We start from the raw sequence: 21,620 nt of genomic DNA, 5'->3' as shown, positions 1-21,620 counted from the left end.
AATTTAAACATTTTATGGAGATTCTTCAATTATTTAAAAACTATATTTAATCAAAAGACTGAAGAGAAACTAATTTGGCATAAGTGCCGTTTTTCGCCATGAGTTCAGCATGTGTTCCTTGCTCAACGATTTCTCCTTTTTGCATGACTACAATTTTATCAGCTTTTTGAATAGTAGACAATCGGTGCGCAATAACCACAGAAGTTCTGTTCTGCATCATGTTTTCCAGAGCAACCTGAACCAATTTCTCACTTTCAGTGTCCAAAGCAGAAGTTGCTTCGTCTAAAATCATGATCGGTGGGTTTTTGAGGACTGCACGGGCAATAGATAAGCGTTGCTTTTGTCCACCTGATAGTTTACCGCCGGCATCACCGATGTTGGTCTCGATTCCATTCGGAAGGTCTTTTATAAATTCATAAGCATTAGCAATCTTTAAAGCCTCTAAAATTTCCTCTTCAGTAGCGTCAGGTTTACCGATTAGCAAATTGTTTTTGATCGTATCGTTAAACAAGATAGAGTCTTGTGTGACCAATCCCATTAATGAACGTAAAGAATGAATATTCCAATCGCGGATATCAGTTCCGTCAATTTTAATATGTCCTTCATTTACATCGTAAAAACGAGTTAATAAATTAGCAATTGTACTTTTTCCACTTCCGGATTGTCCTACTAAAGCAACGGTTTTTCCTTTAGGAACTTCAAGAGAAAAGTTTTTCAATACATTTTCATCTCCGTATCTGAAATTGATATTTTCAATAGTAATAGATTTATCAAAAGTGTCCTTAACCAAGGCGTTTTCTTTGCTGTCAATTGTATTTTCCTGTTCTAATATTTCAAAAACTCTTTGAGCAGCTGCAATACCGTTTTTAACTTGATATGAAGCTTTGGAAATAGCTTTTGCCGGAGTTAAGATATTGTATGCTAATCCCATGAAAGGAAGAAAAACCGTACCTGCTAATGTTTTTTCAACTAATACAAGATTTCCGCCATACCATAGTAGAACCGCAATAGTGACAATACCTAAGAATTCACTCATAGGAGAAGCCAGATTGTGTTTTTTACCTATTTTATTAGATAACTGTAGTAAGCGTTGGATAGAGCCCTTAAAATTCTTTTTGAATATAGGTTCTGCATTATAACTTTTTACTACTTTAAGTCCGCTCAGGGTTTCTTCAGCTAATGAAATCATGTATCCGCTTTCATTTTGAGCACGAAGCGATTGTGATTTTAAGCTTTTACCGATTCTGGAGATGATTAACCCGGAAATAGGAATGAAAATAAAAATGAAAAGACTTAGTTGCCAACTAAAAGTAAACATCATTATGATGGAAAATACAATAGTAAGCGGTTCTTTTACAATTAGTTCCAATAAGGTGAAAAATGAATTTTGAACTTCACCGATATCGCCGAGCATCCTTGCCATAACATCACCTTTTCTTTTTTCTGAATAAAAAGAAACCGGAAGACTGATAATTTTGTCATACATCTGCTGACGCAAACTGGCCATAATGCCGTTGCGCAGGTGCATCATGTGGAAAGAAGCAAAATAACCGGCTAAATTTTTAAGTAAAAATGTAACAATTACTAATGAAATTACGATTAGTAATGCAAATTGAGGCTCGCCATTTTCGGTAAGGCTCGTTATTTTATAATTAAAAAAACTTTTTACGTAATTAAAAACTTCGCTGATGTGGATTACATAATCGTACCAATTTTCTTGTTTGATAAAAACCGGCTCTTTTGATACTTGCTGGTTCTGATCGAACATTACATTGAGTAATGGTATAAGGGTAACGAAAGATAGCGTACCAAAAAGAGCGTATAAAACGTTATAGATAATATTCCAGACCACATGTCTTTTTAACGGACGGACATGTGGCATTAATTTTTTAATAATTTTTTTCATTAGTTCAATTTCATTTCAGCAATGATTCGGGCAATTTTGGCGTCCAATTCTTTTTCGACTGCTTTGTATTGCTCGGCAGTAGGCAATACTTGGTGAACACTAAAGTAAAACTTGATCTTAGGTTCTGTTCCGCTCGGGCGAGCACAGATTTTGCTTCCGTCTTCTAAATAATAGATAAGAACGTTTGATTTAGGAATGGTAATCTCAAATTGATCATCGTTCATTAAATCTTTTCCTTTAGAACTTTGATAATCCTCTATGCAAACTACACGTTCACCGGCAATTTCAGTTAAAGGGTGTTCGCGCAGGTTAATCATCATCTGTTTGATTTCATTAGCTCCTTCAATTCCTTTTTTAGTGATCGAAATTAAATGTTCTTTATAAAAGCCATAGTCAACGGAAAGATTTATCAATTCCTGAAATAAACTGCTTCCGGCTGCTTTGGCCTGAGCCGCAATTTCACAAACTAATAAAATGGCTGCTACAGCATCTTTATCGCGAACATTATCACCCACCATATAGCCGAAACTTTCTTCACCACCACCAATAAATTTTTGGTTAGGGAAATCTTTAATGAATTTAGCGATCCATTTAAAACCGGTTAAGCCTACTTTACATTCTACACCGTAAGTTTCTGCTAATTCAAGCATTAACGGCGTAGATACAATAGTGGAACCAATGAATTCATTACCTTTTAACTTTCCGGAGCGTTTCCATTGTTCTAAAAGAAATGCTGTCATGATAACCATGGTCTGGTTACCGTTAAGTAATTTCATATTTCCTTCCAAATCACGTATGGCAACTCCTAAACGGTCCGAATCAGGATCTGTGCCTACAACAATGTCAGCCTTAATTTTATCGGCTAGTTCTAAAGCCATGGTTAAAGCTTCAGGTTCTTCAGGATTCGGCGATTTTACTGTAGGGAAATTACCGTTAGGAACTTTTTGTTCTTCTACGATATTAACATTTTTGTATCCTGCTAAATCCAAAACATTCGGAATGGCCTTAACAGATGTACCGTGTAAAGGCGTGTACACAATTTTTAAGTTGTCTTTTGCCTCCTGAGGAGTACTAAAACTAGCGTTTTCTACAGTAGATTTCCAAAAAGCTTGGTCAATAACAGTGTCAATGTATTCGATCAGGCTTTCATTCGCTTCAAAGTTAATCTCACTGTACTGTAAGTTTTCAATAACCTGAATGATCTCCCCGTCTTGTGGCGGAACTAATTGACCGCCGTCTTGCCAATATACTTTATAACCATTGTATTCCGGTGGATTGTGTGAGGCTGTCAAGACTATTCCGGCATGGCAATTCAAATGACGAACAGCAAATGATAATTCCGGAGTGGGACGCATATCTGAAAACAGGTATACTTTAATTCCGTTCGCTGAAAATACATCGGCAACGATTTTAGCTAAAGTGTTACTGTTGTTTCTGCAATCATAAGCAATAGCTACTTTGATTTCTTCTCCGGCAAAAACTTTTTTCAGATAATCTGATAGGCCTTGTGTATTTTTACCTAATGTGTATTTATTGATCCGATTGGTTCCTACTCCCATGATCCCGCGCATTCCTCCGGTTCCGAACTCCAGGTTTTTATAGAAACTGTCTTCCAATTCTTTAGGAGCGGAGGTTATCATTTCTTTAATAGCTTCTTGTGTTTTTTCATCAAAAACAGGAGTCAGCCATTCATTTACTTTGTCTAAAATATGTTTATCGATGTGCATATCTAATTTTTTTTGTAACCAATTTTTTCTCGGTTTTCCTTTTCAATATTTTTTTGATTGGAATTCATTAAAAAGTTCAAAGCCTTGTATATATCGGGAAATTGATTTTCAATCTCTGTTAAGCGTTTTGTTAGTTCTTCGTAAGTTAAAGCAAATTTTCTTAATGAAATAAAACTTCTCATTATGGCAATGTTTATAGCTATTGCTTTTTCGTTATTTAGTACAGAGGAGGGCATTGCTACGCCTTGTTCGGTAAAGGCAAAGGGCAAATATCTGGTTCCTCCTCTTTTTTGGGTCACAAATTGTGACCTCAAAATTTCAAATTCTTCTAATGTTAATCCAAACATAAAATCAGTAGGGAATCGTTTTAAATTTCTTCTGACTGCCTGTTTTAAAGCTTTAGTTTGAATTTTGTAAAGTTCAGCTAAATCATAATCAAACATTACTTTTTGATTCCTGATTTCATAAATTTTGTCGTTAATAATTTCAATTGTGTTCATGGCGTATATAAATAAAAAATAATGCAAATTTACTAAAATTCTTGTTCAATCTTATAGCGTTCTTCATCGCTTTTGGTTCTCAAAATGATCTCGCCTAAAAAACCGGCCAGAAAAAGTTGAGTACCGATGACCATAGTTGCCAGAGAAATATAGAACCAAGGATTGTCTGTAACTAAAATAGTAGGTTCCTGATGGTATAGTTTCCAAAGTTTGAAGAAACCTATGAATCCTGCAGAAATAAAACCGATTAAGAACATCAAAACCCCTAAGGCTCCGAATAAATGCATCGGACGTTTCCCGAATGTAGATAAGAACCAGATCGTGATCAGATCTAAAAAACCGTTGATGAATCGATTCATACCGAATTTAGAATGGCCGTATTTACGAGCTTGATGTTGAACCACTTTTTCACCGATTTTAGAAAAACCGGCATTTTTGGCTAAAACCGGAATATAACGGTGCATTTCTCCTGATACTTCAATATTCTTAACGACATTTTTATTGTATGCCTTTAATCCGCAGTTAAAATCGTGTAGTTTAACCCCCGATGTTTTACGGGCAGCCCAGTTGAATAACTTAGAGGGCAGGTTTTTACCGATAACGGAATCATACCGTTTCTTTTTCCAACCCGAAACCAAATCATAATCGCCTTGGGTTATCATATTGTAAAGTTCCGGAATCTCATCGGGGCTATCTTGTAGGTCGGCATCCATAGTAATGACCACATCCCCGTTTGTTCTGGCAAAACCAGCATGCAAAGCCTGACTTTTACCATAGTTCCGGAAAAAACGAATTCCTTTTACATTCGGGTTTTCTTTAGATAGGGATTGAATGATTTGCCAAGAGTGGTCTGTACTACCGTCGTCTATGAACCATATTTCATAAGAAAAGTTATGAGAATCCATAACTTTCTTGATCCAATTGTGTAATTCAGGCAACGATTCCTGTTCGTTTAATAAAGGGATTACTATAGATAAATTCATAAAATTAAAAAGCCGGTTTGTCTTTTTTTACAATGGCGCCTACAATCAAAGAGTGAATTAAACCAATTACACTATACATAACAATAGAGAAAGGTATAGCAACATAAGGTTTCATGAACATTTCTACAAATTTCATAGACATTTTTAATTGATCTGCAGTCATATTCGGATTTTGTTTAACTGTGATTTCCTGAATTTGAGAAATAACTTCTGTTTTAAATTCCGGAAAGATAAAGTCAAAGATAAAATAAAATATACCGTAGATAACTGCTGCTAAAGCACAAAGGGATAATCCTACTTTTAACGTTTGACCGAATGAGATGTATCCGTTGTTGATCTTGTTCTTAAAATCATTAGCGGCTAAATAAATAAATGTAAAAGGTAAAATTAAATAATTAAGTACATTAATAATTACGCCTATAGTAGGATTGGTCTGGGCACTTAAATTAAATGCATACATAATTACAAATTCAAGAATCATAACGATCCCGAAAACAATTGCATAATTTACAGCCGATTTACTTGGTGATATAGTTTGTTCCATGTTAAAAATAAATTACAAATATAAACAGAATAAATATTACTAGTTATTAGTTGGTATTAAATAAAAAAAGTTACACGAATGCTTGTAAATTAAAAATTTAGTGTAAATTTGCACTCTCAAAATAAAAAGATTAACAATAAAAGGTTATTGTGTTGCTTACACCTTTTGAAGAGAAAGCCGCGGAGTAACAGATAATCACAAATAAAAAGATTTACATTATGAAAAAAGGTATTCACCCTGAAAATTACAGATTAGTGGCATTCAAAGATATGTCAAATGATGATGTTTTTATTACTAAATCTACAGTAGAGACTAAAGAAACTATCGAAGTTGATGGTGTTGAGTATCCTGTATTTAAAATGGAGATTTCGAGAACTTCTCACCCGTTTTATACCGGTAAATCTAAACTTATTGATACAGCTGGTCGTATCGATAAATTCAAAAACAAATACGCTAAATTCAAAAAATAATTTTTGGATACAGAAATACAGGAAAGCCTCTCAAAATTTTGAGAGGCTTTTTTTTTGATACTATTAAAAATAATTTTTGCTTTTGCAGATTTGTCTTAACTTTAAGCACTTTAATGTAATTGAAAAAATAAATGAACTATATACTTTTTGACGGAACTGTACGCAATGCGTTATTACCGTTTACGTTTACCCGTCCGGTCGCTGATATTCGTGTAGGTATCCTGACCATCAGAGAAAAGTGGGAAAGGTTTTTAGGCTATACAACGACAACTTTAACAGAGGAGTATTTAATGGATAAATACCCGATGGTAGAAATGGAGGAGAATATCATGATTAACGCTTCTTTTTTTCCGAATGATGTTTTAGTTGAAATGATTCTGAATTTAGAACGCAATCAAGCCATAATTGCCGGAGAAGAGATCATAGCATTTTTTACAGATGATACTCAGGAGGAGATTGATTTTGATGAGTACGAACTATTGGATTATGAGGAAGATTTTATTCGTATTGAAAATACATGGGATATTTTTGCTAAAAATGATTTAGCAATTCGTGAAGACTTTGAACTTTTAACAGAAGGCAGGGTTTCTCAACCTATTCCTAAAAGTGTTAACGTCATTGCTCCGGAGAATATATTTATTGAAGAAGGAGCACAATTAGAATTTGTGACTTTGAACGCTTCGTCCGGGCCAATTTATATAGGTGCTAATTCAGAGATCATGGAAGGATCATTAATTCGTGGACCATTTGCCTTGGGTGAAGAAGCACAGGTAAAACTCGGGCTAAAATTTATGGGGCAACGACTGTTGGTCCGCATTGTAGAGTGGGAGGAGAAGTAAATAATTCGGTCTTATTCGCATATTCAAACAAAGGTCATGATGGGTTTTTAGGAAATTCTGTTTTAGGAGAATGGTGTAACATTGGAGCAGATAGTAATAATTCAAACCTAAAGAATAATTATGAACCGGTGCGTTTGTGGAGTTATGAGACAGAAAATTTTGCAAAGACCGGCTTACAGTTTTGTGGTTTAATGATGGGAGATCATAGTAAATGTGGTATCAATACAATGTTTAATACCGGAACAGTTGTAGGTGTTTCTACCAATATTTTCGGGAGTGGATTTCCTCGAAATTTTGTGCCAAGTTTTTCTTGGGGTGGAGCTTCAGGTTTTACTACTTATTTGACTAAAAAAGCTTTTGAAACGGCTAAAATAGTTATGGCGCGTCGCCATATAGAATTTACAGAACAAGATGCGGCAATTTTAGAACACGTATTTGAAGAAACTAAGAAATACAGAAAAGAATAATGTTTGGGCTTATTTTAATTTATTGGGTAGGAAAATATTTTTACCAATTAGCAGAAAAATATAGCCAAAACAAATGGTTGTATGCTATTTTAGGAATAGTAGTCTATTACGCAGGACAGGCAATTATAGGTTTTACAATAGGACTGGTAACCGTTTTTTTCGATATTTCAATAGATTGGGATAATAAGATAATGATGGCGCTTATCGGCGTACCGGCCGGAGCTTTGTCTGCGTACCTTTTTTATATTTTTTTAGAGAAAAAATGGAAAAATGAAGAAGTAAAAGTCGACTCGATCCAGGATATAGGTAAAGAGATAGAAGATTAATGTTGGTTGAAAGAGAAGTTTTTTAGCTTCTCTTTTTTGTCTTAAAAAAATAGGACTAAGCAATAATGTTAGGAAGTAATTTTAGGAATTATATAAAGTAATAAAATGCTAAGAAATAATGAAAGCGCAGCTAATATAATTTGGCGTTTCTTTCTTTTTTTATTTTCGACTTGAAGTTTAGTTCGAATTGCTTCCAATTGTTCAAGACTAGATTTAATAGAATCTTTGGTGTCGCAATGTTTTACACTTAAATAATCTTTTATAGAAAGTCTATTTTTTTCTCCAAGTAAATCTTTATTGTTTTTTATTACAGTTTTTGGAGAGCCATAATATCCACTCATAATTTTTTTGGTAATTATACGCAAGAAATTTTTTAAAAGTTACAGAATTGTTTTAGAAACAACATCAGATTTAAAAATATCTAAGCTTTACAATAGTCTAGATATCTAATTTAATCTTATCTTTGCACTCCTCAATTTTTTGACAACGATTTCATTAATTGAGAGTTATATATGGAAAATAAAAATAAAGTAGCATTCTACACTTTAGGGTGTAAATTAAATTTCTCAGAAACCTCTACAATTGCCAGAAATTTTCAAGACGAAGGCTTTGACCGCGTTGACTTTGATGAAGTAGCTGATATTTATGTGATAAACACTTGTTCGGTTACGGATAATGCCGATAAACAATTCAAACAAATAGTACGTAAAGCGCTAAAAAAGAATGAAAAAGCCTTTATAGCGGCTGTGGGATGTTATGCCCAGTTAAAACCGGAGGAACTAGCCGCAGTTGATGGTGTGGATTTAGTTCTGGGAGCAACTGAGAAATTCAAGATTACAGATTATATCAACGACCTGTCTAAAAACGATATGGGTGAAGTACATTCGTGCGAAATTGAAGAAGCTGATTTTTATGTAGGGAGCTATTCTATTGGTGATAGAACACGTGCGTTTTTAAAAGTGCAGGACGGTTGCGATTATAAATGCACCTATTGTACTATTCCTTTGGCGAGAGGTATTTCTCGTAGCGATACCATGGAAAATGTATTGAAAAATGCTGCTGAAATTTCTGCAAAAGGAATTAAAGAAATTGTATTGACCGGAGTAAATATCGGGGATTACGGAAAAGGAGAGTTTGGTAATAAAAAGCACGAACATACTTTTCTGGAATTGGTTCAGAATTTGGATAAAGTAAAAGGGATTGAACGTTTGCGTATTTCGTCTATTGAACCTAATTTGTTGAAAAATGAAACGATTGATTTTGTAGCAAACAGTCGAACTTTTGTGCCGCATTTTCATATTCCGTTGCAAAGCGGAAGTAACGACATTTTAAAGAAAATGAAACGTCGTTATTTACGGGAATTGTATGCAGAGCGAGTGGCGAAAATTCGTGAAGTGATGCCACATGCGTGTATCGGAGTAGATGTTATTGTCGGCTTTCCGGGTGAAACAGATGAACATTTCTTGGAAACCTATCATTTTTTAAACGATTTGGATATTTCTTATTTACACGTGTTTACTTATTCTGAGCGAGATAATACGGAAGCTGTTGCAATGGAAGGCGTGGTGCCTATGAACGTGCGTTCTAAAAGAAGCAAAATGCTTAGAGGGCTTTCGGTTAAAAAGCGTAGAGCTTTTTATGAAAGTCAGATCGGAACAGCGAGAACAGTATTGTTTGAAGGCGAAAATAAAGAAGGCTATATTCATGGATTCACAGAGAATTATGTAAAAGTAAAAACTCCTTGGAATCCGGAATTAGTAAATACACTTCGCCCGGTCAATTTGTCAAAAATTGACGAAGAAGGTGCTGTCAGAATTGAATTTACGGATACTTTAGTATAAAAAAGACAAAACACGCTTTAAGCGTGTTTTTTTATATTTTAATTCCCGGAGGTAGCATATTCTGGTATCTTCTGTTCTTTCTGAAAAAACTGATCAGTTTAGCATGGGTAGGAACAACTCGTAAATTTCGCTCCTCTACCAGGTCTAAAACAGTTTTTATAAATTCTTGATGTACTTTTTCATCTTCACAATCATTTGGGCAGAATTTGGTTAAAAAAATCTTTCTTTCCTGAAGTGAGTATTCAATGGTCAGTAGGCCTTCGTCAGTTTTAACTTCGAATTGTCTTAACAGTTCGTTATCTTTTATTTCCATCTGAAAAATATTTTATGGTAGAACGTGTGTTGATTTCGTTGCGAATCAAAAAAATAATTTTCAATTACTTCTGCAAAGTTAGTGATTTGATTGTCAAATTCAAATCAATATGGCGTTAAACTTTTAAAGTTTCTAACAGAAAGTTAAAATTTATAAATTCTATTTTGAAAAATACAGAAAAGAAAAATAAAATGGTATTTTTATAGTGACTTTACAAAACAGATATAGATTGTATGGCTAAGATTCCTGTTTATTTTATGCCCGGTCTGGCTGCAAGCCCGGCTATTTTTGAGAATATAAAGTTACCGGAAGAGCAATTCGAAATGTTTTTTTGGAATGGATGGTACCGTTGCCGGAAGAAACTTTGGAACAATATGCCAAGCGAATGAGTGAAAATGTAAAGCATGATAAAGCAGTTTTGATAGGAGTATCTTTCGGAGGGATTTTAGTTCAGGAAATGAAACGGTTTTTGAATGTTTCTAAAGTAATAATCATCTCAAGCGTTAAAACCAATAAAGAACTCCCGAAAAAAATGCAGTTTGCAAAAAAAACTTTGGCCTACAAATTGATACCTACCGGTTTGTTGGCTAATACGGATAGTCTGGTGAAATATTCGTTCGGGAACAGTATTGTTGCTAAACGGATTAAGCTTTATGAAAAGTATTTAAGCGTCAGAGATAAATACTATCTCGACTGGTCAATACAAAATGTTGTCAATTGGTCACGAACAGAGCCGGATGATGAAGTTGTTCATATTCACGGAGATAAAGACGAAGTGTTTCCTATACAATATATTTCAGATTGTATAGTTGTAAAGGGAGGAACACATATTATGATTATAAATAAATTCATGTGGTTAAATCAAAATTTACCCTCAGTAATATTAGAAGAAAAAACAAGAAAACAAGTAGTATGAAAAAGATCGGTGTAATTTTAGGAGTTGTTTTAGTGGCAAGTTTATTTGTTTATGCTACAGCCACCGTTGTGAAAGAATCTGTTTATGTAGACTATCCTAAGCAAATGAATTTTGCTGATGAAGTAGTTCCTTATAAAATAACGGATGTTCAGGAGCGCTTGGATCGTGAAATGGTAACCAATATGAATTATCATTCCAATACCACTTTGGTTATCAAAAGAGCCAATAAAGTTTTTCCGGTGATCGAACCTATTTTGAAAAAAAACGGAGTGCCGGATGATTTTAAATATTTAGCCGTAATCGAAAGTAGCTTGGTCAATGCGGTTTCTCCTGCCGGAGCAAGAGGAGTATGGCAATTTATGCCGGCAACGGCCAAAGAGAACGGGATGGAAGTGAATAGTTATGTAGACGAACGTTATGATCTGGTAAAATCTACCGAAGCTGCCTGTGCTTATTTAAAAGAGGCTTATGCTAAATTCGGAAGCTGGACATTGGCAGCAGCTTCTTATAACGGTGGAATGAATGGGGTTTCCAGAAGATTGGAGGAACAACAAGTTGGCGATTTTTACGATTTACTGCTGCCTGAAGAAACCTCTCGTTATGTTTTTCGTATTCTGGCATTAAAAGAGATCATGCAGAATTCAGCTAAATACGGATTTGCGATCCCTCAGGAAGCATTGTATAAAGAAGTACCGTTTAAGACCATTCAGGTTGATAGTACAATTAATGATCTGGCAGATTTTGCTAAGTCTCAGGGAATCAATTATAAAATCCTAAAATTACATAACCCTTGGCTTCGTGATAAAAGTTTACCGAATAAATCAGGGAAAATGTATGAGTTAGTTATTCCGACAGCCGGTTACTAAAATGAGTAGAATGACACTGCAAATAATACTCTTTTTAATATGTATAGGACTTTTAGCAGGGATACTGAGCGGATTAATAGGTATAGGAGGAGGGATTATAATAGTACCTCTGCTGCTGCTGTTGGGATTTACTCAGCAGGAAGCACAGGGAACCAGTCTGGCAGCGCTATTACCACCGGTAACACTTTTAGCGGTTCTGAATTATCATAAAGAAGGTTTTGTTGATTGGCGTTACGCCGTGATGATTTCTCTCTTTTTTATTGTAGGCGGATTTTTAGGTAGTAAAATTGCCGTTGGTTTAAATGAAAAAGTACTACGCAAAATATTCGGAGTGATACTTTTACTGATCGCCGGAAAGATGATATTCACAAAATAAAAAAATCCCCTGAGTACTCAGGGGATTTTTTTATTAAATCTTTTTCATTTGCTGTTGCATCATTTTAATCTGATCTTTCAGCATATTGTGCTTATCTAACTTCTTCGCTTCATTCAGTAAATTGGTTGCTTCCATTTTACGTCTCTTGGTCATCGCAATTCCGGCCAATTGTAATTTGGCTAAGGCTAAGTCCTGATCCATAGATAAACCTAATTCAATGGCTTTTTTAAAGAATTTTTCAGCCTGAGTTAAATTGGTCTGCGAAACCATGATACCATTAAGATAATTGTAATATCCTTGTTGTTTTTTTACTAATGCAGTTTCCGGATTTTTAATTTTATCTAACCAAACTTTAGCGCCTTCTAAGTCTTGTTTACGTAACTTTAAAAAGGCTAATAAGATTAATTCGTTTTTGAAATATAAAAAGATAAAAATGGAAGAAAATAATAATAAAAATATTCCGTTTCCGATATTGCTTTCAAAGAATTGGTAAATTCCAAAAGCAATAATTAGTCCGGCAATGATTAATTTGATATTTTTGTTAAACATATTCGTATTTTTTAGTGAGTTGCAAAGGTAATAAAATCAATTAAAAATATTTTTAAAAAAGTACTTGCTATTGAAAAAAGTCTTTGTATATTTGCACTCGGTTTTCCAAAAACGGTAACCGCTTATTTTTTTGAGTTTCGATTTTAATTATAGATTTTAAAAATACAAGCAATGAGTAAGAGAACATTTCAACCATCAAAAAGAAAAAGAAGAAACAAGCACGGTTTCATGGAAAGAATGGCTTCTGCTAACGGAAGAAAAGTGCTTGCTCGTAGAAGAGCTAAAGGAAGACACAAATTAACTGTTTCTAGCGAACCTAGACACAAAAAATAATGTTCTTTTACCTAGCAATAATATAAAGGTGTTACTTCTTTTGGGTAACACCTTTTTTTTATATTTTTATGAAGACTTTTTTGTCTAATTATTTGACTACTAATAACACAACAACTTTATAATGCCAAAAGACAATTCAATCAAATCGGTTTTAATTATAGGCTCAGGGCCTATCATCATCGGACAAGCATGTGAGTTTGATTACTCCGGTTCGCAAGCTGCTCGTTCCCTAAGAGAAGAAGGTTTGGAAGTAATTTTAATTAATTCTAATCCGGCAACCATCATGACTGACCCAAAAATGGCAGATCATGTATACTTAAAGCCACTTACAACTAAATCAATTATTGAAATCTTAAAAGCACATCCTCAAATTGATGCAGTTTTGCCAACTATGGGAGGGCAAACAGCTTTGAATTTATGTATCGAAGCGGATGAAAAAGGAATTTGGGATGATTTTAATGTAAAGATTATCGGAGTAGATATCAATGCGATCCAGATCACGGAAGACCGCGATAAGTTCAAACAACTTTTAGCTAAGATCGATATTCCGGTTGCACCTGCAAAAACAGCCAATTCTTTTTTGAAAGGAAAAGAAATAGCGCAGGAATTTGGTTTTCCTTTAGTAATTCGTCCGTCATTTACCTTAGGAGGTACAGGAGCTGCTTTTGTTCATAAAGAGGAAGATTTTGATAAATTATTAACTCGTGGTTTAGAAGCTTCGCCTATTCATGAAGTTTTGATTGACAAAGCTTTGTTAGGTTGGAAAGAATACGAGTTGGAATTGTTACGTGATAAAAATGATAACGTAGTCATCATTTGTACGATTGAAAATATGGATCCGATGGGAATCCACACAGGAGATAGTATTACAGTAGCTCCGGCTATGACATTATCAGATACTACTTTCCAGAGAATGCGTGATATGGCTATCAAAATGATGCGTAGTATCGGAAACTTTGCAGGTGGTTGTAACGTTCAGTTTGCAGTTTCACCGGACGAAAAAGAAGATATTGTAGCTATTGAGATCAATCCTCGTGTATCACGTTCGTCAGCCTTAGCCTCTAAAGCAACCGGTTATCCTATTGCTAAAGTCGCATCAAAATTGGCATTGGGTTACAACTTGGATGAATTGCAAAATCAGATTACAAAGTCAACTTCAGCATTATTTGAGCCAACGCTTGACTACGTAATTGTTAAAATACCACGCTGGAATTTTGATAAATTTGAAGGTTCAGACAGAACTTTAGGTTTACAGATGAAATCAGTAGGGGAAGTAATGGGAATCGGGCGTTCGTTTCAGGAGGCTCTGCATAAAGCAACTCAGTCATTAGAGATCAAGAGAAATGGTTTGGGTGCAGATGGAAAAGGATATAAAAATTACGAGCAGATCATTGAAAAATTAACGTATGCCAGTTGGGACAGAGTATTTGTGATCTATGATGCTATTTCAATCGGTATTCCGTTAAGCCGCATTCATGAGATCACTAAAATAGATATGTGGTTCTTAAGACAATATGAAGAACTTTATCATCTGGAAAAAGAAATTTCGACTTATACTGTAGAAACCTTGCCAAAAGAGTTGCTTTTAGAAGCTAAGCAAAAAGGTTTTGCGGATAGACAGATTGCTCACATGATGGGATGTTTGGAGAGCGATGTTCATAAATTACGGGAAGAGAAAAAGATCAATAGAGTATTCAAATTAGTAGATACTTGTGCGGCAGAATTCAAGGCACAGACACCATATTATTATTCAACATTTGAAGCTGAAATTGAAACAGCAGATGGAACTCGTTATGTGGCTAATGAAAGCGCTGTAACTGATAAGAAAAAAGTAGTGGTTCTGGGGTCAGGACCTAACCGAATCGGACAAGGTATTGAATTTGATTACTCATGTGTTCATGGAGTTTTAGCAGCAAAAGAATGCGGTTATGAAACGATCATGATTAACTGTAATCCGGAAACGGTTTCTACCGATTTTGATACGGCTGATAAATTGTATTTCGAACCTGTTTTTTGGGAACATATCTACGATATTATTCAACATGAAAAACCGGAAGGCGTAATTGTACAGTTAGGAGGTCAAACGGCTTTAAAATTGGCAGAGAAGTTATCTAAATACGGAATTAAGATCATCGGAACTAGCTTTGAAGCATTGGATTTAGCAGAAGATAGGGGAAGATTCTCAGAATTATTGACAGAATTGAATATTCCGTTCCCTAAATTCGGAGTAGCAGAAAATGCGGAAGAAGCTTCTGAATTAGCAGATACTTTAGATTTCCCGCTTTTAGTTCGTCCTTCGTATGTATTAGGAGGTCAGGGAATGAAGATCGTGATCAACAAAAAAGAACTGGAAGAGCATGTGATCGAAATCCTGAAGCACATTCCGAATAATAAATTGTTGCTGGATCACTATTTAGACGGAGCTATCGAAGCAGAAGCCGATGCTATTTGTGATGCAGATGGTAATGTGTATATTATCGGAATTATGGAGCATATTGAACCTTGTGGTGTTCACTCGGGAGATAGTAATGCTACTTTACCACCATTTAATTTAGGTGAGTTTGTGATGCAGCAAATTAAAGATCATACAAAGAAAATAGCCGTAGCTCTAAAAACGGTTGGACTTATCAATATACAGTTTGCAGTAAAAGACGATACTGTTTACATCATTGAGGCTAATCCGAGAGCATCGCGTACCGTTCCGTTTATTGCGAAAGCCTATAACGAACCATATGTGAACTATGCAACTAAAGTAATGTTAGGAGAGAAAAAAGTAACGGATTTTAACTTTAATCCGCAATTGAAAGGATATGCGATCAAGCAACCGGTTTTCTCTTTCAATAAGTTTCCTAATGTTAACAAAGCTTTGGGACCTGAAATGAAATCAACCGGAGAAAGTATCTTGTTTATTGATGATCTGAAAGACGATCAGTTCTATGAACTATATGCAAGAAGAAAAATGTATCTGACTAGATAATACATAAAAAAAGGAGCTTAATTAAGCTCCTTTTTTTATGTTCCTTATTCTTATTTTTTAATGAAGTTTTTGGTATACTTCTGGTTTTCGTTGGTTTCAATAGTTAAAATATAAACTCCTTTTTGCAATGGACTAACATTGATAGAATTCGTTAATGAAGTATGGTTCATTACTTCTTGTCCCAATTGGTTGTATATTTTAATACTTTTGATCGTTAAAAGATCGATATTTGAAATATTTAGTACATTGTTAACCGGATTAGGGTAGATGTTGATCTGATCTTCATTGAAATCTGCTAAACTCAAAGGGCTTGAGCCTTCGACAATCATTAAAGATTGGTTGATGGCAGGGTTTTCAATGACATCAATTGTTCCGGAAGGCCAAATGATATGAACTTCGTCAATTGAGGTTGCTGTTCCTATCCCGAAATGAGCATTCAATGAGCTCATATATCTAAAGCCTTCACCACTTCTTATGTCTCTGATTTGTTTTCCCCAACTTCCATAGATTTCAACGCGGGCACCGATACCGTTTTTATTACTTACGATACCGTCTAATGTTATTTTTATCCAATTGTTTCCATTAGGTATTGCGTAATGGATATTGTTGTTGTTTTGAATGTCTAGAAAGCCGTCATTGTTTAGGTCACCAATAGCTCCTACACTTAAGCCTGTGTATGGAATAGGATAAAAAGTTCCGTCTCCCTGATTGTTAAACATGATCTTGTTTCCACCTCCTAATACATCGACAAAACCGTCATTGTCAAAATCGTAAGCTACATTGTCTATGTTAGTACTGGAATTGGTGTCCCAGCCTGATCCGGATGTTATTTCTGTATAGGCTTCTTCGACTGAATTACTAGTGTCTAAATTGTTCTGAAAATAATGATGAACTCCGGAACTTGCTGTAATAATGATATCCATATCACCATCATTATCAAAATCAGCTACGGCAGATGACCAAGTTTGGATAGGGGTTATATTGATTTCCGCTATAGCGGAAATGTCCGTGTAAATCCCGTTACCGTCATTTCTGTGTAATTCACAAGGAGGCCCTGAACATTTAGAGATAAAGACATCTGTATCTCCGTCATTGTCAAAATCTGTAAATAAGGTAGAATAGTTTCCACCGCCGCTTCCGATGTTCATAGCTCCGGGAGTTACACTACTTTGATAATATGTCAGATTATTGCTGGAGTCATTCAGATAGTAAACATTCGGTGCGATATCATGGCACGAGAAAACATCTAAATTTCCGTCATTGTTGAGGTCAGAAAAGTTTGTTCTTTGGCAAAAAATATACTGACCGGGAGTAAAATTGGAATAAGCAGTGCCGGTATTGTTTGAAGTCCATACGCTTAATCCGTTTCCGCTTCCTAATACAATATCATTATACCCGTCTCTGTTATAATCTCCGGCAGCCATACTCCAAGAAGGCATTTTACTGGTGCCACTGATCGGAATATCTGTAATGGAGAATACCCCGGGAGCGGTTTGATAATGAATTCTAAGATTATTAGCACTGACTCCTACTATATCGTCTTTAAAATCTCCGTTCATATCCACAATACAAATATTATAGGTGCTGTTTAGTGTACCGACAGTTACATCTGAATATGAAATAGGGGAAGCAGGAGGAACGACTATAGGATTTTCAATTACTTCAAACACAAAGCCATTATTGCTCCATCGGTTATCCCAGGCAATATAATAAGTTTCGCCGGCTGAAACATTAAATGTAGCCATAGAAGAATAGCCTGAACCGCTATCGTCATCACCGGAATAGCAAACTAAATTGTTGCAATCTCCGGTATAAACGTGAAAGCGCGTATCCACTAAAGGACTGTTTGCTGACAGGTAAGATGTTACTGTTACGGTATAATCATCTGACGGAGTATAGGCATACCATTCCCCACGAGGGTCTCCGTTGGTGATCGTTCCGTTTGGTGCACAAAAAATAGTGGGTGCGGTACCGTCAACAGCAGCTACAGTGTAGAAACCTGCTGTTGTAATAGGCAGAGCAGTCTGGCACGTGTCTTGAGCCTTTATGCTACTTACAATAAAAAATATTGAAAGCAGTTGTAAAGTAGTTTTTTTCATGTTGTTGTGGTTTTAGGTTAGTTTTATGGACAAGGCGTAAGGGAATTAATCCATTGCTCAATTAATTCAACACCTTCAGTATGTATAATAGTCCTGCCGTGTAAAGGCATTCTATAACTTTCATCTTCCGTATTTAAACGGTAATACATCATAGATCTGCCGATATTGCCCGGAGTTACAATTTTTGATAATGCCGGCGGAAAATCCTGCATGTCCTCAGTATCGACACATACTCCCATATTAGTGTTGTTGTTATAGGTATCACTATAGGCAAAACGCATAGGTCTGTAACTACAATGACCACCAACACTATGGCAGTGAGCGCAATTGATGTCTACATAGGAACGGGCTCTCAGATCAATAGGTAGAGAAGTATCGTGATAATCTACTACAGTGTTTTGTACAGAGGGCAGATTAAAGTTGTTTTCGAGATAGTCTTCTTCTATCCATTTTAATAGTTGATTTTTAGTTCCGTCAGTATAATTGTAATTAAAATTTAGGTTCTGAGGTTTGATTCCTATAGGTGTGTGAGTAGTTATTAAAACATTGTTGACTTCTTGTTCTGATTTGTGGCAGGTTATACATTGTACCTCATTCGGGATCCTGTAGGTAGCATTTTTCAGATTGTTGTTTTCGTCAATCCAACTGATCGGGATATCACTACCGTCTAAATCGAAATAAGCTTCGGTTTGTTCATCGTTCCATACATAATTAGCAAAGATCCACCCGCTTTCTTTGCGAATCATTAGTCTTGTTTCTAAAATGCGGGTTGTGTTTGAAGGCTGTACATTGTCATAATAGAACGTTTTGATAAGTACAGCTCCTACAGGTAGTTCTAAAACTTTTCCATCGCCGTTAAAAGTAGCTTTTGTGTTTTTCGGTAGCCATACAAATCTCTTTTTAAGAGCATAATCTGTAAATAGGGTACTGGCCGGGGTGTAAGGCAGAACATTTAATGAAGGATTTTGGTTTTTTAAAGAACCTTCAAAAAAATGATAGTCAGAAAGTTTTTCATAAGGAACCTGAGTCAGGTCTACAGTTACCGGAGAAATAGGAGTGTACTCGCTACTACTTCCCTGATCGTCTGAACAGGCATAAAATCCTAAAAAAAATAGTAAAATTAAATTAAAAAAAGTGTATTTTTTTGTCATATTGATTGATTTGTTTCTAACAAAAATAATACTTTTTTTAATTTAATGTAATATTATGGTTAAAAATCCATTATTATGTTGTGGGATTTTAATTGTTCTAAGGCTTCTTCGCTTTTATAATCAAAAGTGACTTCCTGCATTTTATAATTTTTCTTGTGGTTGATACGCCTTAAAGAATCAAAAAAGCGACGAACTTCTATCCAACTGCTTAGAGCTAGCGTTGGTACTTTGACATTTTTGCCTTCATTGTCTTTGGCAACCATGGTAAAATAACTGGAATTGCAATGTTTTTCTATTCCGGTCTGTATGTTTTCGGAGGTTACTCTTATCCCAACGACCATAGAGCTATTACCGACATAGTTTACGGAAGCTTTCAGGGTTACTAATTCACCCACTTCGATAGGATTTAAAAAATCAACAGTATCAACAGATGCGGTAACGCAGTAACTCCCGGAATATTTAGAAGCACAGGCAAAAGCAATCTGATCCATTAGGTTTAACAGATAGCCGCCATGTATCTTTCCGCTAAAATTAGAGTGGGAGGGCAGCATGAGTTCCGTTAAAGTAATTTTGGAAGCTTCAACAGTATTAGTTCTCATCATTATTCAGGTTAAAATGCGGTGAATTTTCTTTTTCTACTTTAGTGATATAATAGCGGGTGTCTCCCCACCAGAAAAAGGTACGGTAACGCTCAATATATTCTACTTTTACGTATTTACCCTGGTAATCTTTCAATTGTTGAATAATGTCCTTGTGTTTGTCTTCTACAGAGAAACTAAAGATCTGAGCACCGGAGATCCCCTGACTGATCTCTCCTTCCCAGGTTTTAACTAAATAGCCTTTGTGGCTGATCTTTATTAATTCTCCGGAGCGTACTCCGTTACTGTAAGGGACATAGTAAATGAAACTGATATAGCCTATTGATCCTAGTGATAGTAATAATAGGGCATAGATCACAATTTTTTTTAGAATACTCATAAAAATTAATTTTCAATTAATGAATCGTCGTTATCTGCTCTTTTTAAAATATTTTCCGGTAAGGATTTTTTAGCTTTGGCCCCCATTTTTTTCAAACGTTCTACGCTGGATACCAGATTTCCTCTTCCATCTACCAGTTTATTCATAGCATTGCTATATTCTCCTTTTGCTTCGTCCATTTTTTTACCGATTTTAATCAGATCCTGAACAAAACCTTCAAATTTGTCATACAAAGCTCCGGCCTGACGTGCAATTTCAATAGCGTTTTCTTGTTGCTTTTGATTGGTCCACATGCTGTCGATCGTACGGAGTGTTGCTAAAAGGGTAGAAGGCGTTACTATAACAATGTTTTTTTCAAAAGCTTTATTGTATAAAGTATTGTCTTCTTGCAAGGCAATAGCAAAAGCCGGTTCTATCGGAATAAATAACAAAACAAAATCAGGGCTTTCCATGTGGTAAATATCCTGATAGTTTTTATCCCCCAATTGTTCTACGTGACGTTTAATAGAAGTAACGTGTTCTTTTAAAAAGTTGGTTTTTAAACTGTCGTCGTCTTCATTCACAAAACGTTCATAAGCAGTAAGCGAAACTTTTGAATCGACCACCATCTTTTTACCATCCGGAAGATTCACAATCACATCGGGTTGGATTCTGTTGCCTTCTTCCGTAGTAAAACTTTGTTGTACTTCATATTCACGTCCTTTTTCTAAGCCCGATTTTTCTAATACACGTTCCAGAACGAGTTCGCCCCAATTTCCTTGCATTTTACTGTCGCCTTTTAACGCTTTGGTCAGGTTTATGGTTTCCTTGCTCATTTGCTCGTTCATTTCCTTTAAGCCTAAAATTTGTTGGCGAAGTGCAGCATGGTAATCAATACTTTCTTTATGGGTATCTTCTACTTTTTTCTCAAACAACTGAATTTTTTCCTGAAGCGGATTCAGGATAGTTTTCATATTCTCTTTGTTTTGTTCCGTGAATTTATTGGTTTTTTCTTCCAGAATTTTATTCGCCAGAAGTTCAAATTCTTTGGTGAATTTTTCCTGAACTTCAGTTAGTTCCTGCTTTTGTTCTTTGTTACGTTCCAGTAAATTATCGAAATCATTCTCTTTTTTAGCCAAGTGAATTGCTAAACTTTCCTTCTCTTTTTGAAGAGTATCTTTTTCAGTAGTTAAGTTTTCTAAATTTCTTTCCAACTGATTTTTTTCTTGCAGAAACTGCTGCTTTAATTGATCTATTTGGCTCAATAAACCATTAATACGTTCCTCTAAACCTGAAGTTGTGGATTGTGATTGTGTTTTGGTAAGCAATTTACCAATGTAAAAACCGATAGCTAATGCTAAAATAAAAACGGCGAGTACTAAAATTGTTTGCGACATATAAAATTGAATTTCAAATGTAAATTTAAGGAAATTAATCAATTTAAGAATTCTCTTCGGCATAATTTGAAAAACGTATTTTT

Annotated in this window: 20 protein-coding genes and 2 pseudogenes; 9 read left to right on the top strand and 13 right to left on the bottom strand. The window is 35.3% G+C overall.

Annotation, left to right across the window (positions count from 1 at the left end; genetic code table 11):
* Nucleotides 1-46: 46 nt before the first annotated feature.
* From DI487_RS02560 to DI487_RS02540, 5 genes are all read right to left on the bottom strand, one after another.
* On the bottom strand, nt 47-1,906 hold the full coding sequence (locus DI487_RS02560) for an ABC transporter ATP-binding protein (protein WP_109568266.1): 1,860 nt from the start codon (nt 1,904-1,906) through the stop codon (nt 47-49).
* On the bottom strand, nt 1,906-3,633 hold the full coding sequence (locus tag DI487_RS02555) for a phospho-sugar mutase (protein WP_109568265.1): 1,728 nt from the start codon (nt 3,631-3,633) through the stop codon (nt 1,906-1,908). The genes DI487_RS02560 and DI487_RS02555 overlap by 1 nt, the downstream gene beginning before the upstream one ends.
* 2 nt (nt 3,634-3,635) lie before the next feature.
* Nucleotides 3,636-4,076: an ORF6N domain-containing protein gene (locus DI487_RS02550; protein WP_245896509.1), complete on the bottom strand. Its 441-nt coding sequence runs from the start codon at nt 4,074-4,076 to the stop codon at nt 3,636-3,638.
* A gap of 89 nt (nt 4,077-4,165) precedes the next feature.
* Nucleotides 4,166-5,116 carry a glycosyltransferase family 2 protein gene (locus DI487_RS02545; protein ID WP_109568263.1) on the bottom strand — a complete coding sequence of 317 codons (951 nt, stop codon included), beginning with the start codon at nt 5,114-5,116 and terminating at the stop codon, nt 4,166-4,168.
* A 4-nt stretch (nt 5,117-5,120) separates the two neighbouring features.
* Entirely contained in the window at nt 5,121-5,660 is a 540-nt protein-coding gene (locus DI487_RS02540; protein ID WP_109568262.1) for a DUF4199 domain-containing protein, read from the bottom strand.
* 218 nt (nt 5,661-5,878) lie between these two features.
* Between DI487_RS02540 and DI487_RS02535 the strand changes: the two genes are divergently transcribed.
* From DI487_RS02535 to DI487_RS02525, 3 genes and pseudogenes are all read left to right on the top strand, one after another.
* Nucleotides 5,879-6,130: a type B 50S ribosomal protein L31 gene (locus DI487_RS02535; protein WP_109568261.1), complete on the top strand. Its 252-nt coding sequence runs from the start codon at nt 5,879-5,881 to the stop codon at nt 6,128-6,130.
* Nucleotides 6,131-6,261: 131 nt separating this feature from the next.
* Nucleotides 6,262-7,436, top strand: a pseudogene (locus tag DI487_RS02530) (GlmU family protein).
* Nucleotides 7,436-7,762: a hypothetical protein gene (locus DI487_RS02525; RefSeq protein ID WP_109568260.1), complete on the top strand. Its 327-nt coding sequence runs from the start codon at nt 7,436-7,438 to the stop codon at nt 7,760-7,762. Before DI487_RS02530 ends, DI487_RS02525 begins: the two are co-directional and overlap by 1 nt.
* A gap of 68 nt (nt 7,763-7,830) precedes the next feature.
* Here DI487_RS02525 and DI487_RS02520 read toward each other — a convergent pair whose 3' ends face one another.
* The gene (locus DI487_RS02520; protein WP_109568259.1) at nt 7,831-8,103 is read right to left on the bottom strand and encodes a hypothetical protein; all 273 of its coding nucleotides are present in this window, start codon (nt 8,101-8,103) and stop codon (nt 7,831-7,833) included.
* A gap of 171 nt (nt 8,104-8,274) precedes the next feature.
* Here DI487_RS02520 and mtaB point away from each other — a divergent pair, with 171 nt between their 5' ends.
* Nucleotides 8,275-9,603: a tRNA (N(6)-L-threonylcarbamoyladenosine(37)-C(2))-methylthiotransferase MtaB gene (gene mtaB, locus DI487_RS02515; RefSeq protein ID WP_109568258.1), complete on the top strand. Its 1,329-nt coding sequence runs from the start codon at nt 8,275-8,277 to the stop codon at nt 9,601-9,603.
* A gap of 31 nt (nt 9,604-9,634) precedes the next feature.
* Here mtaB and DI487_RS02510 read toward each other — a convergent pair whose 3' ends face one another.
* Complete coding sequence (locus DI487_RS02510; protein ID WP_109568257.1) at nt 9,635-9,916, bottom strand: GNAT family N-acetyltransferase; 282 nt, start codon at nt 9,914-9,916, stop codon at nt 9,635-9,637.
* A 233-nt stretch (nt 9,917-10,149) separates the two neighbouring features.
* On the opposite strand from DI487_RS02510, the pseudogene DI487_RS02505 reads away from it, so the two are divergent.
* From DI487_RS02505 to DI487_RS02495, 3 genes and pseudogenes are all read left to right on the top strand, one after another.
* Nucleotides 10,150-10,832 (top strand): annotated as a pseudogene (locus tag DI487_RS02505) (alpha/beta hydrolase).
* Complete coding sequence (locus DI487_RS02500; RefSeq protein ID WP_109568256.1) at nt 10,829-11,698, top strand: lytic transglycosylase domain-containing protein; 870 nt, start codon at nt 10,829-10,831, stop codon at nt 11,696-11,698. Before DI487_RS02505 ends, DI487_RS02500 begins: the two are co-directional and overlap by 4 nt.
* A 10-nt stretch (nt 11,699-11,708) precedes the next feature.
* Nucleotides 11,709-12,074: a sulfite exporter TauE/SafE family protein gene (locus DI487_RS02495; RefSeq protein ID WP_109570582.1), complete on the top strand. Its 366-nt coding sequence runs from the start codon at nt 11,709-11,711 to the stop codon at nt 12,072-12,074.
* 33 nt (nt 12,075-12,107) lie between these two features.
* Here the strand turns inward: DI487_RS02495 and DI487_RS02490 are convergent, their stop codons facing one another.
* On the bottom strand, nt 12,108-12,623 hold the full coding sequence (locus tag DI487_RS02490; RefSeq protein WP_109568255.1) for a hypothetical protein: 516 nt from the start codon (nt 12,621-12,623) through the stop codon (nt 12,108-12,110).
* 171 nt (nt 12,624-12,794) lie between these two features.
* Here DI487_RS02490 and rpmH point away from each other — a divergent pair, with 171 nt between their 5' ends.
* Both rpmH and carB read left to right on the top strand, forming a co-directional pair.
* On the top strand, nt 12,795-12,956 hold the full coding sequence (gene rpmH, locus DI487_RS02485) for a 50S ribosomal protein L34 (RefSeq protein WP_026979292.1): 162 nt from the start codon (nt 12,795-12,797) through the stop codon (nt 12,954-12,956).
* Nucleotides 12,957-13,077: 121 nt separating this feature from the next.
* Nucleotides 13,078-15,933 carry a carbamoyl-phosphate synthase large subunit gene (carB, locus tag DI487_RS02480; protein ID WP_109568254.1) on the top strand — a complete coding sequence of 952 codons (2,856 nt, stop codon included), beginning with the start codon at nt 13,078-13,080 and terminating at the stop codon, nt 15,931-15,933.
* Nucleotides 15,934-15,983: 50 nt separating this feature from the next.
* On the opposite strand, the gene DI487_RS02475 is transcribed toward carB, so the two are convergent.
* Genes DI487_RS02475 through rmuC form a run of 5 tightly spaced genes read right to left on the bottom strand, consistent with a single transcriptional unit; the run spans nt 15,984 to nt 21,537 of the window.
* Nucleotides 15,984-18,032, bottom strand: coding sequence for an FG-GAP-like repeat-containing protein (locus DI487_RS02475; RefSeq protein ID WP_109568253.1), 2,049 nt, complete (start codon nt 18,030-18,032; stop codon nt 15,984-15,986).
* A gap of 23 nt (nt 18,033-18,055) precedes the next feature.
* Nucleotides 18,056-19,183: a hypothetical protein gene (locus DI487_RS02470; protein WP_109568252.1), complete on the bottom strand. Its 1,128-nt coding sequence runs from the start codon at nt 19,181-19,183 to the stop codon at nt 18,056-18,058.
* A 59-nt stretch (nt 19,184-19,242) separates the two neighbouring features.
* Nucleotides 19,243-19,785 (bottom strand): acyl-CoA thioesterase, encoded by a 543-nt coding sequence (locus tag DI487_RS02465; protein ID WP_109568251.1) that lies wholly within the window; start codon nt 19,783-19,785, stop codon nt 19,243-19,245.
* Nucleotides 19,772-20,161 carry a 6-phosphogluconate dehydrogenase gene (locus tag DI487_RS02460; RefSeq protein ID WP_170108160.1) on the bottom strand — a complete coding sequence of 130 codons (390 nt, stop codon included), beginning with the start codon at nt 20,159-20,161 and terminating at the stop codon, nt 19,772-19,774. Before DI487_RS02460 ends, DI487_RS02465 begins: the two co-directional genes overlap by 14 nt.
* A gap of 5 nt (nt 20,162-20,166) precedes the next feature.
* The gene (gene rmuC / locus DI487_RS02455) at nt 20,167-21,537 is read right to left on the bottom strand and encodes a DNA recombination protein RmuC (RefSeq protein WP_109570580.1); all 1,371 of its coding nucleotides are present in this window, start codon (nt 21,535-21,537) and stop codon (nt 20,167-20,169) included.
* Nucleotides 21,538-21,620 lie beyond the last annotated feature (83 nt).

Origin of the sequence: Flavobacterium sediminis (genome assembly GCF_003148385.1) — a bacterium.
GTDB classification, from domain to species: Bacteria; Bacteroidota; Bacteroidia; order Flavobacteriales; family Flavobacteriaceae; genus Flavobacterium; species Flavobacterium sediminis.
The sequence above is the reverse complement of the archived record's forward strand: the minus strand, read 5'-3'. Positions and strand labels throughout refer to the sequence as shown.

Coding starts and splice junctions, on each gene's coding strand:
- DI487_RS02555 (WP_109568265.1), bottom strand. CDS start 3,633: ATGCACATCGATAAACATATTTTAGACAAAGTAAATGAATGGCTGACT.
- rmuC (WP_109570580.1), bottom strand. CDS start 21,537: ATGTCGCAAACAATTTTAGTACTCGCCGTTTTTATTTTAGCATTAGCT.
- DI487_RS02535 (WP_109568261.1), top strand. CDS start 5,879: ATGAAAAAAGGTATTCACCCTGAAAATTACAGATTAGTGGCATTCAAA.
- DI487_RS02545 (WP_109568263.1), bottom strand. CDS start 5,116: ATGAATTTATCTATAGTAATCCCTTTATTAAACGAACAGGAATCGTTG.
- DI487_RS02460 (WP_170108160.1), bottom strand. CDS start 20,161: ATGAGTATTCTAAAAAAAATTGTGATCTATGCCCTATTATTACTATCA.
- DI487_RS02550 (WP_245896509.1), bottom strand. CDS start 4,076: ATGTTTGATTATGATTTAGCTGAACTTTACAAAATTCAAACTAAAGCT.
- carB (WP_109568254.1), top strand. CDS start 13,078: ATGCCAAAAGACAATTCAATCAAATCGGTTTTAATTATAGGCTCAGGG.
- DI487_RS02465 (WP_109568251.1), bottom strand. CDS start 19,785: ATGATGAGAACTAATACTGTTGAAGCTTCCAAAATTACTTTAACGGAA.
- DI487_RS02510 (WP_109568257.1), bottom strand. CDS start 9,916: ATGGAAATAAAAGATAACGAACTGTTAAGACAATTCGAAGTTAAAACT.
- DI487_RS02520 (WP_109568259.1), bottom strand. CDS start 8,103: ATGAGTGGATATTATGGCTCTCCAAAAACTGTAATAAAAAACAATAAA.
- DI487_RS02495 (WP_109570582.1), top strand. CDS start 11,709: ATGACACTGCAAATAATACTCTTTTTAATATGTATAGGACTTTTAGCA.
- DI487_RS02475 (WP_109568253.1), bottom strand. CDS start 18,032: ATGAAAAAAACTACTTTACAACTGCTTTCAATATTTTTTATTGTAAGT.
- mtaB (WP_109568258.1), top strand. CDS start 8,275: ATGGAAAATAAAAATAAAGTAGCATTCTACACTTTAGGGTGTAAATTA.
- DI487_RS02500 (WP_109568256.1), top strand. CDS start 10,829: ATGAAAAAGATCGGTGTAATTTTAGGAGTTGTTTTAGTGGCAAGTTTA.
- DI487_RS02525 (WP_109568260.1), top strand. CDS start 7,436: ATGTTTGGGCTTATTTTAATTTATTGGGTAGGAAAATATTTTTACCAA.
- DI487_RS02490 (WP_109568255.1), bottom strand. CDS start 12,623: ATGTTTAACAAAAATATCAAATTAATCATTGCCGGACTAATTATTGCT.
- DI487_RS02560 (WP_109568266.1), bottom strand. CDS start 1,906: ATGAAAAAAATTATTAAAAAATTAATGCCACATGTCCGTCCGTTAAAA.
- rpmH (WP_026979292.1), top strand. CDS start 12,795: ATGAGTAAGAGAACATTTCAACCATCAAAAAGAAAAAGAAGAAACAAG.
- DI487_RS02470 (WP_109568252.1), bottom strand. CDS start 19,183: ATGACAAAAAAATACACTTTTTTTAATTTAATTTTACTATTTTTTTTA.
- DI487_RS02540 (WP_109568262.1), bottom strand. CDS start 5,660: ATGGAACAAACTATATCACCAAGTAAATCGGCTGTAAATTATGCAATT.